Annotated in this window: 10 protein-coding genes and 1 riboswitch; of the genes, 4 read left to right on the top strand and 6 right to left on the bottom strand. The window is 75.0% G+C overall.

Annotated features, from left to right (window positions below):
• Positions 1-4: 4 nt before the first annotated feature.
• Entirely contained in the window at positions 5-1,810 is a 1,806-nt protein-coding gene (locus C3486_RS34760; RefSeq protein ID WP_374936959.1) for a prolyl oligopeptidase family serine peptidase, read from the bottom strand.
• 206 nt (positions 1,811-2,016) lie between these two features.
• Here C3486_RS34760 and cbiE point away from each other — a divergent pair, with 206 nt between their 5' ends.
• A complete protein-coding gene (cbiE, locus tag C3486_RS34755) occupies positions 2,017-3,420 on the top strand; it encodes a precorrin-6y C5,15-methyltransferase (decarboxylating) subunit CbiE (protein ID WP_103836859.1) in 1,404 nt (467 codons plus the stop codon).
• Complete coding sequence (gene cobM / locus C3486_RS34750; RefSeq protein ID WP_103836858.1) at positions 3,417-4,166, top strand: precorrin-4 C(11)-methyltransferase; 750 nt, start codon at positions 3,417-3,419, stop codon at positions 4,164-4,166. The genes cbiE and cobM overlap by 4 nt, the downstream gene beginning before the upstream one ends.
• 154 nt (positions 4,167-4,320) lie before the next feature.
• On the opposite strand, the gene C3486_RS34745 is transcribed toward cobM, so the two are convergent.
• Both C3486_RS34745 and C3486_RS34740 read right to left on the bottom strand, forming a co-directional pair.
• The gene (locus C3486_RS34745) at positions 4,321-4,935 is read right to left on the bottom strand and encodes a hypothetical protein (RefSeq protein WP_103836857.1); all 615 of its coding nucleotides are present in this window, start codon (positions 4,933-4,935) and stop codon (positions 4,321-4,323) included.
• 224 nt (positions 4,936-5,159) lie between these two features.
• Positions 5,160-6,281, bottom strand: a complete 1,122-nt coding sequence (locus tag C3486_RS34740) for a cobalt-precorrin-5B (C(1))-methyltransferase (protein WP_103836856.1) — start codon at positions 6,279-6,281, stop codon at positions 5,160-5,162.
• An 11-nt stretch (positions 6,282-6,292) separates the two neighbouring features.
• Here C3486_RS34740 and C3486_RS34735 point away from each other — a divergent pair, with 11 nt between their 5' ends.
• Entirely contained in the window at positions 6,293-7,072 is a 780-nt protein-coding gene (locus C3486_RS34735) for a cobalt-precorrin-6A reductase (RefSeq protein WP_103836855.1), read from the top strand.
• Between the two features lie 178 nt (positions 7,073-7,250).
• Here C3486_RS34735 and C3486_RS34730 read toward each other — a convergent pair whose 3' ends face one another.
• The 3 genes from C3486_RS34730 to cobG are packed head-to-tail and all read right to left on the bottom strand — an operon-like array spanning position 7,251 to position 10,860.
• On the bottom strand, positions 7,251-8,798 hold the full coding sequence (locus C3486_RS34730; RefSeq protein ID WP_103836854.1) for a precorrin-2 C(20)-methyltransferase: 1,548 nt from the start codon (positions 8,796-8,798) through the stop codon (positions 7,251-7,253).
• Positions 8,795-9,442: a precorrin-8X methylmutase gene (locus tag C3486_RS34725; RefSeq protein ID WP_103836853.1), complete on the bottom strand. Its 648-nt coding sequence runs from the start codon at positions 9,440-9,442 to the stop codon at positions 8,795-8,797. The genes C3486_RS34730 and C3486_RS34725 overlap by 4 nt, the downstream gene beginning before the upstream one ends.
• Positions 9,439-10,860 carry a precorrin-3B synthase gene (gene cobG, locus C3486_RS34720; protein ID WP_103836852.1) on the bottom strand — a complete coding sequence of 474 codons (1,422 nt, stop codon included), beginning with the start codon at positions 10,858-10,860 and terminating at the stop codon, positions 9,439-9,441. The genes C3486_RS34725 and cobG overlap by 4 nt, the downstream gene beginning before the upstream one ends.
• Positions 10,861-10,963: 103 nt before the next feature.
• Positions 10,964-11,039, top strand: a riboswitch (cobalamin riboswitch).
• A gap of 87 nt (positions 11,040-11,126) precedes the next feature.
• Between cobG and C3486_RS34715 the strand changes: the two genes are divergently transcribed.
• A partial coding sequence (locus tag C3486_RS34715; RefSeq protein ID WP_258053186.1) for a cobaltochelatase subunit CobN occupies positions 11,127-12,501 on the top strand: 1,375 nt, incomplete at its 3' end.

Raw genomic sequence — 12,501 nt, 5'->3', positions numbered from 1 at the left:
CTGGTCATTCGGCGGCCTCCAGGTATCGGCGGGCGAAGTCCAGCTCCAGGCGGAGCTGCTTGATGCGTTCCTCCACGACGAGGGAGCCGTGGCCCGCGTCGTAGCGGTACACCTCGTGCGGGTGGTTGCGGGCCTTCAGGCGGTCGACGTAGTTCTCCACCTGGCGGATGGGGCAGCGCGGGTCGTTCACCCCGGCGGAGATGTACACGGGGGCCCGGACCTTGTCCACGTACGTCAGCGGGGAGGACGCCTCGAAGCGCTCGGGTACCTCTTCCGGCGTGCCGCCGAGCAGCGTGCGGTCCATCGCCTTCAGGGCCTCCATCTCGTCGTGGTACGCCGTGACGTAGTCCGCGACGGGGACGGCAGCCAGGCCGAGGGCCCAGGACTCGGGCTGGGTGCCGAGGCCGAGGAGGGTGAGGTAACCGCCCCAGGAGCCGCCGGAGAGGACGAGCTTGCGCGGGTCGGCGAGGCCGGACTCGACCGCCCAGTCGCGGACCGCGGCGATGTCCTCCAGCTCGATCAGGCCGACGCGGTGCTTGAGGGCGTCCGTCCACTCCCGGCCGTAACCCGTGGAGCCGCGGTAGTTGACCCGGACGACCGCGAAGCCGTGGTCCACCCAGGCGGCCGGCGCCGAGGCGAAGGCGTCGCTGTCGTGCCAGGTCGGGCCGCCGTGGATGTCGAAGACGGTCGGGAAGGGGCCGTCACCCGCCGGCTTCTGGACCAGGGCGTGGATGCGGCCGCCGGGGCCCTCGACCCAGGCGTCCGTCACGGGGACGGAGCCGGGGGCCTTCATGCCGGGCGGGTCGAGGACGACCGCGCCGCTGGTGGAGCGGACCTCCGGGGGCTGCGCCGCGGAGGACCAGAGGAACTCCACTGTGCCGTCGGGCCGGGCCGTGGCGCCGGAGACCGTGCCCGTCGGGGTCTCGACGCGGGACAGCTCGCCGGCCTCGGGGGCGTACCGCCACAGCTCGCCGCGGGCCTGGTACTCGTGCTCGACCAGCAGGGCCGAGCCGTCGGGGTACCAGTCGGCGCCGACGTCGCCGGGCAGGTCGATGGCGAGCGCGGTCTCCTCGCCGGTGAGCGGATTCCAGATCATCGGCTCCCAGCGGCCGCGGCGCTGGTGGCCGACGAGCAGCCGGGCGTCGCCGTCGACGGGCGCGAAGCCCATCACCGACAGGCCCAGTTCCTCGGTGCCGCCCTTGGTGTCGTCCAGCTCGGCGACGGTCGTGCCGTCCGGGCGGACGACGCGGATCGCGGAGTGCATCGCGTCACCGTGCTCGGTGTGCTCGATGGCGATCAGGGTGCCGTCGTGGGAGAGGGCGCCGACGCCGGCCGACTCGCGGTGGCGGTAGATCTCCACCGGGTCCTGGCCGGGCCGGACGACGTGGATGGTCGAGCCCTCGTCGTCGGTGGAGCGGCCGATGACGGCCGTGCCGTCGCGGCCGAGGGCGAGTCCGCCGGGGTAGGAGGGGGCGAGACCGGGCGCGGCCGGCTCGTCCTCGCCGCCGCCGAAGGGCTGCCGCATCCAGACGCCGAACTCGTCGCCGTCGGTGTCGGAGAACCACCAGATCCACTCGCCGTCGGGGGTGAGCGTGCCGTCCGTCGTGCCGTTCGGCCGGTCCGTGACCTGGCGCTGCGCACCGCTGGTCCGGTCCCACGCGTACAGCTCGAAGGTGCCGGTGGCGTTGGACACGAACAGGGAGCGCTCGGGGGCGTCTTCGGCCCACTCGGGCAGCCCGACGCGCGGGGCCCGGAAGCGCTTCTCCCAGTCCGGCATGGACTCGGTGGTGGCAGTGGTCTCGTCAGTCATGGGACCCATTCTGCGCCCGGCGTGGGACATCGCGCCGGGGCGTCCGTTCGCCTGTGGAAAACTCTCGGCGCGGGCATGTCAGAGGTCGGGGCGGGTCCGGGCCGGAGCGGGCGGTCGGAGCAGGCGCCGGGAGGCGGCCAGCGGCCCGCCGTTCGCGGCCAGTAGAGTGCGGCTCCGAATCCGCTCGACCTCCGAGGTAGCCGGCTGTGACCCCCGCCACGTCCCCACCCCCCACGCCACCGGCCGTGACCGTCGTCGGGATCGGAGCCGACGGGTGGGCCGGCATTCCGGCCGCGTCGCAGGAGGTCCTGCGGAACGCGGACGTCCTCATCGGCGGGCCGCGGCAGCTCGATCTGCTGCCGGCGGAGTGCGCGGGGCGGCGGGTGTCCTGGCCGTCCCCGCTGCGGCCGGCCGTGCCCGGGCTGCTCGCGGCGCACGCCGGCCGGAAGGTCGCGGTGCTGGCCAGCGGCGACCCCATGTTCTACGGCATCGGGCGGACGCTCACCGAAGTCCTCGGGGACGGGGCCGTCGGCACCGACGCGCTGCGCATCCTGCCGCACCCCTCCTCCGTCTCCTACGCCTGTGCCCGGCTGGGCTGGCCGGTGGAGGAGACCGAGGTGGTCACGCTGGTCGGTCGGCCGGCGGCGCAGCTCTGCGCGGCGTTGCACGACGGGCGCCGGCTGCTCGTCCTCAGTGCGGGCCCCGGTACGCCCGCCGAGGTCGCCCGGCTGCTGGGCGAGCAGGGTTTCGGGCCGACCGGGATGCGGGTGCTCGAACAGCTCGGCGGCGAGCGGGAGCGGGTGCTGTCCGGTACGGCGGAGGACTGGCCGCATCCGCCGGGGGACGCGCTGAACGTCATCGCCCTGGACTGCCGCCGTGCGCCGGACGCGCTGCGGCTGGGCGCCGTGCCCGGGCTGCCCGACGACGCGTACGAGCACGACGGTCAGCTGACGAAGCGTCATGTGCGGGCGGCGACGCTGGGCGCGCTCGCGCCGGAGCCGGGCGAGCTGCTGTGGGACATCGGCGGCGGGTCCGGCTCGATCGCCATCGAGTGGATGCGGACCCACCGTTCGTGCCGTGCCGTCTGCGTCGAGCGCGACCCCGTGCGGGCCGAGCGCATCGGCCGTAATGCGGACCGGCTCGGCGTACCGTCCCTGCGGGTCGTCACCGGCCCGGCCCCCGAGGCGCTGGCCGAACTGCCGAGCCCCGACGCGGTCTTCATCGGCGGCGGGCTGACCAGCCCCGGCCTGCTCGCGGCCTGCTGGGCCGCGCTGCCGCCGGGCGGCCGGCTGGTCGCCAACACCGTGACGCTGGAGTCCGAGGCGCTGCTCGCCGACTGGTACCGGCGGCACGGCGGCGAGCTGGTACGGCTGGCCGTGGCGCATGCCGTGCCGGTGGGCGGCTTCACGGGCTGGCGGCAGGCCATGCCGGTCACCCAGTGGGCCGTGCGCAAGGATCCCGAGGCGCCGTCCGCGACGCCCGGCGGCCTCCGGGGCGGGACGTTCGACGCCCCCGCGGGGGCGGGCGGCGGCCCCCGTACGGGAGGCAGCCCTGGCCGCGGCCCCCGGAGCACCGACGACTACGAAGCACTTCCAGGAGACGAGACATGACCGTGTACTTCATCGGCGCGGGCCCCGGCGCGGCCGACCTGATCACGGTGCGCGGTGCCCGTACGCTCGCCGCCTGCCAGGTCTGCCTGTACGCGGGCAGCCTCGTACCGCGTGAGCTGCTCGCCGAGTGCCCGCCGGACGCGCGTCTGGTGGACACCGCGCAGTTGAACCTCGACGAGATCACCGCCGAGGTGCTCCGGGCGCACGAGGCCGGGCACGATGTGGCCCGGCTGCACTCGGGCGACCCCTCGGTCTTCTCGGCGGTGGCCGAGCAGATGCGGCGGCTGGACGCGGCGGGCGTGCCGTACGAGGTGGTGCCCGGCGTCCCGGCGTTCGCCGCTGCCGCCGCCGCGCTGAAGCGGGAGCTGACGGTGCCCACGGTGGGGCAGACGGTCATCCTCACCCGTATCGCGCAGCAGGCGACCGCGATGCCCGAGGGCGAGGACCTGGCCACCCTCGGGCGCAGCGGTGCGCTTCTGGTGCTGCACCTGGCCGCCCGGTACGCGGACCGTGTCGTCGAGGAGCTGCTGCCGCATTACGGGGCCGACTGCCCGGCCGCGGTCGTCGCGATGGCGAGCCGGCCCGACGAGGTCGTGCTGCGCGGCACGCTGGCGGACATCGCTGACCAGGTGAAGGCGGCCGGGATCGTCCGGACGGCCGTCATCATCGTGGGCCGCACGCTGGGTGCCGAGCAGTTCCGGGACAGCCACCTGTACTCGCCGGAGCGCGACCGCCACGTGTGCTGAACGGCGCGCGACCGCCGCATGTACTGAGGGGCGCGCGACCACTGCTCGTACTGAGGGCGCGCGGCTGCTGCATGTACTGAAGGGCGCGACGACGGCTCGTGTTGAAGGGCGCGGGGCCCGGCCACAGGGTGTGGCCGGGCCCCGCGCACCGGGGTCAGTCCTTGACCGGCCACTCCAGCGGCTCCTTGTAGAAGCCCTGGCCCAGTTCGACGGCGGCGGCCTTCTGTCCCTCGGGGATGAGGAAGGCGGTGCAGATCTTCTCCGACTGGCCCGCGTTCAGCTTCTTGGACCGGTCGAACGCCGGGCAGTTCGGCCACTTCGCCTCGCCCATCAGGACGATGAGGGCCTTGGTGCGCTCGCCCTTGTCGGTCTTGACGATCAGGTCGTCGTCCATGTCGCCGACTTCCATGGCCTTGCCGCTCTTGTGCGTGAGGGTGCTCCACACGTAGACGGGGACCTTCGGCTTCTCGTCCTTCTCCTTCTCCAGGCCCGAGTTGGCCATGTCCGCCTTGGTGCCCGTCTGCACCTTGGTGGGCGTGACCGTGTACGTGCTGCCCTTGGAGTCCTGCATGGAGCTCTCCTGCGGCGGGCTGGCCTCGCCCAGGCGGTAGCTCTTCTTGGCGTCCGACGCGTCGGAGCCGGAGTCGGACGCGTGGCTGCCGGAGCCGTGCCCCTTCTTGCCCGAGCCCGAACCGTTGCAGCCCGTCAGTGCCACCGCCAGTGCCAGGACGCCGGCAGCGGCCGGCACGGCACGAGTGAACGCGCGCATGACTTCTTCACCTTCCCCGTTGAAAAACCCCGTTGCCCGGCTGCGGAGGCGAGGCCTCCACGCAGCCGGGTCATTGTCAGGCGCATGATCATGCCAGAACGGAATCGTCCCCTCGCGGTGAGGGTGCCCGCTCACGGTGAAGGCGCCCGCTCGCACTGAAGGCGACCGCTCTCGGTGAAGGCGCCCGCTCGCGGCCAAGGTGCCGGCCGGTACCCGTGCCCGCGTCAGCGGGGCGTGCTGCGGCCCACCACGTTGCCCGCGCGGTCGATGCAGAGGACGTCGACCACCACGGGGGCGCCGCGCAGCACTTCGAGGGCCTGGTCCCGGGCGGCGGCGGCCACGAGGTCGCCCAGCGGGACGCCGGCCGCCGTGCACATCTGGAGGGCGGCGAGCCCGGTGTTGGCGGCCGCCACCTCCGTGGCCAGCGTCTCGTCGGCGCCGCCGCTGCGGGCCAGTCCGGCCAGGAAGCTCTTGTCCACCTGGGAGCGCGCGGAGTGCAGGTCCAGGTGGCCGGCCGCCAGCTTGGACAGCTTGGCGAAGCCGCCGCAGATCGTGAGCCGCTCGACCGGGTGCCGGCGGACGTACTTCAGGACCGCGCCCGCGAAGTCGCCCATGTCCAGCAGGGCGTCCTCGGGCAGCCCGTACTCGGCCACCACCGTCTTCTCCGACGTGGAGCCGGTGCAGCCGGCCACGTGCGTGCGCCCGGCCGCCCTGGCCACGTCCACGCCGCGCCGGATGGAGTCGATCCACGCCGAGCACGAGTACGGCACGACGATGCCGGTCGTCCCGAGGATGGACAGGCCGCCCAGGATGCCCAGCCGCGGGTTCCACGTGGAGCGGGCGATCTCCTCACCGTTGTCCACGGACACCGTGATCTCCACGTCGCCGCTGCCGCCGTGCCGGGCCGCGACCTCGGCGACGTGGTCGCGCATCATCTGCCGCGGCACGGGGTTCACCGCCGGCTCGCCGACGTCGAGGGGCAGGCCGGGCCGGGTGACCGTGCCCACGCCGGGGCCCGCCCTGAACACCACGCCGGAGCCGGGCGGCAGAGCGCGTACGGTCGCGCGGATCAGCGCGTGGTGCGTCACGTCCGGGTCGTCGCCCGCGTCCTTCACCACCCCGGCCATCGCCACCCGGCCGCCCTCCGACAGCTCCTCCACCGCGAGCGCGAAGGCCGGGGTCTGGCCCTTGGGCAGGGTGATCGTCACCGGGTCCGGGAAGTTGCCGGTCAGCAGGGCCGTGTACGCGGCCGTGGTGGCCGCCGTGGCGCAGGCACCGGTCGTCCAGCCGGGCCGCAGACCGGTGTGCTTGAGTTGGGCGCTGCGCCCGCCACTCGCCTCACTCATGGAAGGATCCGATGCACGCCGCGACGCACGTACTGATCCTCGGCGGGACGACGGAGGCCCGTCGTCTCGCCGCAGCGCTGGCCGACGGCCCGCAGGCCGGCGGCGTACGCGTGACGACCTCGCTCGCGGGCCGCGTCGCGCGCCCCGTGCTGCCGCCGGGCGAGGTACGCATCGGCGGCTTCGGGGGTGCGCAGGGGCTCGCCCAGTGGCTGCGTGCGCACCAGGTGGACGTGCTCATCGACGCCACCCATCCTTTCGCCGGAACGATCAGTTTCAACGCGGCCACGGCCGCTGGCATGGCCCATGTTCCCCTGCTGGCGCTGCGCCGGCCCGGCTGGGTCCCCGGCGCGGGCGACGACTGGCACCCGGCCGGATCTCTCCAGGAGGCCGCCGCGCTGCTCCCGGGGCTGGGCCGGCGGGTCTTCCTCACCACCGGGCGGATGGGCCTGGCGGCCTTCGCGGACCTGTCGGACCTGTGGTTCCTCGTGCGGTCCGTGGACGCCCCCGAAGGGCCGTGCCCGCCGCACATGGAGGTGCTGCTCGACCGCGGCCCGTTCACCCTGGAGGGCGAGCGGGCGCTGCTGCGCGACCACCGGATCGACGTCGTGGTCACGAAGGACAGCGGGGGAGCGGCCACCGCGCCCAAGCTCACGGCAGCGCGCGAGGCCGGCGTCCCGGTGGTCGTCGTCCGCCGCCCGGCGGCCCCGGCCGGCGTCCCCGTCGTGGACGGCCCAGCTCAGGCGGTCCGCTGGCTCGCGGACCACGTGGGCGGAGTCTTCGCCGAGGCGTGACCTGTGGTGCGGCGAGCGCCGCACTACAGAGGGCGAGCGCCGCACCACAAGGAGCCGCCCAGCCGTTCAGTCGCCCCGCCGCACCGGAGAAGCGCCGCGTCGGCCGCACCACGTAGAGAGCCGTCGCGCCGCCCCACAAGAAGTGCCGCGTTCCCTCGCGCCCCGAAGCGCAGCGGGCTCAGTCCTCCGGGTACCGCCGGGGCGTCCACACGATCTGCTCGCCCGAGCCGCGCCGCACGGTCTGCGTCTGCGACGAGCCGACGATCAGCAGCGTGCGCATGTCGACCTCGGCCGGGTCGAGGTCGGCCAGCCGTACGACGCGGACACTCTCCTCGGGGCCGCCGATGTCGCGGCCCAGCACCACCGGAGTGTCCGGGGCGCGGTGTTCGAGGAGCAGCTCGCGGGCCTTGCCGACCTGCCAGGTACGGCTGCGGGAGCCGGGGTTGTAGAGCGCCAGCACCAGGTCGGCGGCGGCCGCGGCGCGCAGCCGCTCGGCGATGACCTCCCACGGCTTGAGCCGGTCGGAGAGCGAGATCGTCGCGTAGTCGTGGCCCAGCGGGGCGCCCGCGCGGGCGGCCGCCGCGTTCGCCGCGGTCACCCCCGGCAGCACCCGTACGGGCACGTCCGCGTACGCCTCCTGCGCCGCCACCTCCAGCACGGCGGTGGCCATGGCGAACACCCCGGGGTCACCGCCGGAGACGACGGCCACCCGCCGCCCCCGCCGCGCCAGGTCCAGCGCGAACTCCGCGCGCTCGGACTCGACCTTGTTGTCCGAGCCGTGCCGCTGCTGGCCGGCGCGTACCGGCACCCGGTCCAGGTACGTCGTGTAGCCCACCAGGTCGGTGGCGTTGTCGAGGGCGCCGCGCGACTCGGGCGTCAGCCAGGGAGCGCCGGCGGGGCCGGTGCCCACGACCGTCACCTCGCCGGTCTCCGGAGCCGCCGGCCCGGAGTCCACGCGGGACGGCAGCACGGCCACCGAGAAGTACGGCACCGACTCCGGGTCCACGTCGGCCAGCGGGGCCGTGCGCTCGCCCTCCATGTAGGCGCGCTCCACGTACCGGGCGTCCGCCAGCCGGCCCGTGCGCTCCAGGGCGCGGCGCACCGTCGGGAAGGTGCGGCCGAGCTTCATCACCACTGCCGAATCGGCGGCGGCCAGCCGGGCCGTCAGCTCGTCCTCGGGCAGCGTGCCGGGCACGATCGTCAGCGTTTCCTCGGCCTCGACCAGCGGCGTGCCGAGCCGTGCGGCCGACGCGCTGACCGAGGTGATGCCGGGGACGACCTCGGTGGGGTAGCGGTGCGCGAGCCGCTTGTGCATGTGCTGGTAGGAGCCGTAGAAGAGCGGGTCGCCCTCGGCGAGTACGGCGACCGTGCGGCCCGCGTCGAGGTGCGCGGCCAGCCGGGCCGCTGCCTCCTCGTAGAAGTCGTTCAGCGCGCCCCGGTAGCCGCCGGGGTGGTCCGTCGTCTCGACCGTGACCGGGTAGCGCAGCAGCTCCTCGGTCTGGCCCGGCCGCAGGTGCGGCTCGGCGATGGCCCGCGCGCGTGACCGGCCGTGCCGGGCGCTGTGGTACGCCACCACGTCCGCCTCGCGGATGACCTCGACGGCCCGCAGGGTCAGCAGGGACGGGTCGCCGGGGCCCAGCCCGACCCCGTACAGCCGTCCGGTGGTCCCGGTCTGCTCGGCGGCCCCGGTGCCCTCGGTGGCGCCGCTCTCCGTGGGGGTGCTCATTCCGCGGTGCTCGCAATCGCGTTGACGGCGGCCGCGGCCATCGCGCTGCCGCCGCGACGGCCCCGCACCACCAGGTAGTCCAGGCCCAGCGCGTTCGCCGCCAGGGCGTCCTTCGACTCGGCCGCGCCGATGAAGCCCACCGGTATGCCGAGCACGGCGGCGGGGCGCGGCGCGCCCTCCGCGACCATCTCCAGCAGCCGGAACAGGGCGGTCGGCGCGTTGCCCACGGCCACCACCGAGCCCTCCAGCAGGCCCCGGTCGCGCCACAGTTCCAGCGCGGCGGCGCTGCGGGTGGTCCCCAGCTTCTCGGCCAGCTCGGGCACGCCCGGCTCCGACAGGGTGCAGACCACGTCGTTGCCGGCGGGCAGCCGCTTGCGGGTGACGCCGCTGGCGACCATCTGCGCGTCGCACAGGACCGGCGCGCCCGCCTGCAGCGCGGCCCGTGCGCGGCCGATGACGTCCGGGCTGAAGGCGAGGTCGCGGACCAGGTCGGTCATGCCGCAGGCGTGGATCATCCGGACCGCGACCCGGGAGACGTCGTCGGGCAGCGCCGCGAGGTCCGCCTCCGCCCGGATGGTGGCAAAGGACTGGCGGTAGATCTCCGCGCCGTCCTTCTCGTAGTCGAACACTGTGCTCTCGCTCATCTCGTCGCTGTGGTCGCTGTGGTGGTGCGCGCTGCCGCCACGGCGACGGCAAGGTCCGCTGGCTCCGACACGTCCGCCGATGCGTTCACGTGTGAAGAGGCGTTCATGTCCGGAGCGCCGTCCAAGACAGTACGCACGCCCGGGCCGCGCGGCGATACCCGGTACCCGTCCCCGGTGGCGACCACGTCGACCCAGTCGCCCTGGGGGTGGCCGCAGCGCCGCTCGCAGCCCGACCAGTACACCGGCAGCCCGCCGCCGGTGCCGAGCGCGGCGGCGGCGTCCGCCCGTACGTCCGCCAGCGACTTGGCGCAGCCGGGCCGGCCGATGCACGCGCCCACCCCGGCCCACGGCGAGTCCGGGCCGGTGACCAGCCCGGCCGCTTCGAGTGCGCGCAGCCGGGCGGCGGCCCGGTGCGGGGGGAGGCCGGGGACGATCACGCCGCGCCAGGGGGTGAGCCGTATCTCGCCGGCACCGTCCGTGCGGGCCGTGTCGGTCAGCAGCCGCCACTGCGCGGCGGTCAGCGTCCCCAAGGGGGCGAGGACGGACAGCGCACGAAGGCCGTCGGGGCCGTCGACGGTCCCCGGGGCGGGCGGCGCCGCACCCGTAGGCGCGTCGGCGGCCCCTGTGGGCACGTGCGCCGCGCCCTCGGGGAGCGAGGCGTCCGCCGTATACGTGCACGCGATGCCCGCCGCATTCAGGCGCAGCGCCGTCTCGCGCACCAATGGGCCCGCACCGTCCGGCAGATCGCCCACCCGCCAGGCGCGGGACCGGCTCTCCGCCGCGGCGTCCAGGAAGACCTCGGCCGCCACCAGCGCGGCCTCGGGGGCGTCGGCGCCGCGCACCCGGAGGGCGCCGCCCGCCGCACCGATGCGGAGCAGCGCCTCCGCGCCGGCAGAGGCGATCAATGTCACATCCGGGCCGAGCGCCGCCACGTCCCCGCGCCCGTCGTCCAGCGCGAACAGGAAGCGCCCGGAGAGCTCGGCCGCCGCCTCGCTCGCGCAGAGCAGGCCGTCCAGGGCCCGCAGCCAGGGGCGTACGTCCGCGTGCCCGGCGGCGTCCAGGCCGGACAGTGGGGAGGCGACGATGTTCCGTACCCGTTCGTGGCGGTACGAGGGCAGCAGGCCGGCCGCGTCGAGCAGGCCCGCGAGGGCCGCGCCGCAGTCCCCGGCCAGACCGCGCAGTTGCACATTCCCGCGCGAGGTGAGGTGCAGCGCACTGTCTCCGAGGCGGACCGCCGCATCGGCCAGCGCTTCCGCCTGAGCGGCGGTCAGTACCCCACCGGGCACCCGGACGCGGGCCAGTGCGCCGTCGTCCGCCATGTGCAGCCGCAACGTACCCGGGCAGGCGTCGAGGCGAACCGGTATGGGGGGTTCGTCCCGAGGTGGAGGGTTGGTCGCCGTGGGCATGGCGGCGAGCATACCGATCCCGTCCCGGCCGTCCGCCGCGCGCGGGGCAGGTGGCCCTTACTATGCTCACGGCGGGCCAACCGGCCCGTCATCATCGCCGGCGACGGCGACAGGGGAGGAAGCCCGGTGCGAATCCGGCGCGGTCCCGCCACTGTGAGCCCGGCCCCAGCGGCCGGGTGAGTCAGGAACTCCCCTTCCCCGCTCCCGGGCCACCCGGGCAGGGGAGATCCATTCCGACACCGCCCGGGGCGCGGACCCCGAGGAAGGCCCGACGCCGCATGCTGCCCACGCCCGGGGAGAACGCCCCCCAGTCCGGCGAGACCGAGTCCGGCGAGACCGCCGACCGCCGCATCCTGCTCCTGTCGACCTCCGACACCGACCTGCTCAGCGCCCGCGCGGCCGGCGGTCCGGTCGGCTACCGCTTCGCCAACCCGTCCCGGCTGGACCTGGCGGAGCTGCCCGCGCTGCTCGACGGCTGCGCCCTGGTCGTCGTACGCCTCCTCGGCGGCATCCGCGCCTGGCAGGAGGGCCTGGACCAGCTGCTCGCCGACGGCCGCCCGGTCGTCGTGCTCACCGGCGAACAGGCCCCCGACGCGCAGCTGATGGCGGCCTCCACCGTGCCGGTCGGCATCGCCGCCGAGGCGCACGCCTACCTCGCGCACGGCGGTCCGGCCAACCTGGAGCAGCTGGCCCGCTTCCTCTCCGACACCGTGCTGCTCACCGGCCACGGCTTCGAGCCGCCCGCCGCCGCGCCCTCCTGGGGCCCGCTGGAGCGCACCGCCCGCGAGGTCACCGCGCCCGACGGCGTCGTCCCGACGGTCGCGGTGCTCTACTACCGCGCCCACCACATGAGCGGCAACACCGCCTTCGTGGACGCACTGTGCGGCGCCATCGAGGACGCCGGCGGCCGCCCGATGCCGCTGTACGTCGCCTCGCTGCGCGCGCCCGAGCCGGAGCTGATCGACGAGCTGCGCGCCGCCGACGTGATCATCACCACCGTGCTGGCCGCCGGCGGCACCAAGCCCGCCACCGCCTCGGCCGGCGGCGACGACGAGTCCTGGGACGCGGGCGCCCTCACCGGCCTGGACGTGCCGGTCCTGCAGGCGCTCTGCCTCACCGGCTCGCGCGCCGACTGGGAGGAGAACGACGAGGGCGTCTCGCCGCTGGACGCGGCCAGCCAGATCGCCGTGCCCGAGTTCGACGGCCGCCTGATCACCGTCCCGTTCTCCTTCAAGGAGATCGACGAGGACGGCCTCCCGGCGTACGTCGCCGACCCCGAGCGCGCCGCACGCGTCGCGGGCACCGCCGTGCGCCACGCCCGGCTGCGCCACGTCGCGCCCGCCGACAAGCGGGTCGCGCTCGTGCTCTCCGCGTACCCGACCAAGCACTCCCGCATCGGCAACGCGGTCGGCCTGGACACCCCCGCCTCCGCCGTCGAGCTGCTGCGCCGGCTCCGCGCGGAGGGGTACGACTTCGGACCCGAGGAGGAGATCCCGGGCCTGGTCTCCGGCGACGGCGACGAGCTGATCCGCGCGCTCATCGAGGCCGGCGGCCACGACCAGGACTGGCTCACCGAGGAGCAGCTGGCCCGCAACCCCGTCCGCATCCCGGCCGCCGACTACAAGCGCTGGTACGCCACCCTCCCCGCCGAGC

The sequence above is a fragment of the Streptomyces sp. Ru73 genome (genome assembly GCF_002920575.1).
Classification (GTDB): domain Bacteria; phylum Actinomycetota; class Actinomycetes; order Streptomycetales; family Streptomycetaceae; genus Streptomyces.
The sequence above is the reverse complement of the archived record's forward strand: the minus strand, read 5'-3'. Positions and strand labels throughout refer to the sequence as shown.

What these genes read in the sequence shown, in the direction of transcription:
- C3486_RS34760 (WP_374936959.1), bottom strand. Translation starts at nt 1,810, where the DNA reads ATGACTGACGAGACCACTGCCACCACCGAGTCCATGCCGGACTGGGAG.
- cobM (WP_103836858.1), top strand. Translation starts at nt 3,417, where the DNA reads ATGACCGTGTACTTCATCGGCGCGGGCCCCGGCGCGGCCGACCTGATC.
- C3486_RS34745 (WP_103836857.1), bottom strand. Translation starts at nt 4,935, where the DNA reads ATGCGCGCGTTCACTCGTGCCGTGCCGGCCGCTGCCGGCGTCCTGGCA.
- C3486_RS34740 (WP_103836856.1), bottom strand. Translation starts at nt 6,281, where the DNA reads ATGAGTGAGGCGAGTGGCGGGCGCAGCGCCCAACTCAAGCACACCGGT.
- C3486_RS34735 (WP_103836855.1), top strand. Translation starts at nt 6,293, where the DNA reads ATGCACGCCGCGACGCACGTACTGATCCTCGGCGGGACGACGGAGGCC.
- C3486_RS34730 (WP_103836854.1), bottom strand. Translation starts at nt 8,798, where the DNA reads ATGAGCACCCCCACGGAGAGCGGCGCCACCGAGGGCACCGGGGCCGCC.
- C3486_RS34725 (WP_103836853.1), bottom strand. Translation starts at nt 9,442, where the DNA reads ATGAGCGAGAGCACAGTGTTCGACTACGAGAAGGACGGCGCGGAGATC.
- cobG (WP_103836852.1), bottom strand. Translation starts at nt 10,860, where the DNA reads ATGCTCGCCGCCATGCCCACGGCGACCAACCCTCCACCTCGGGACGAA.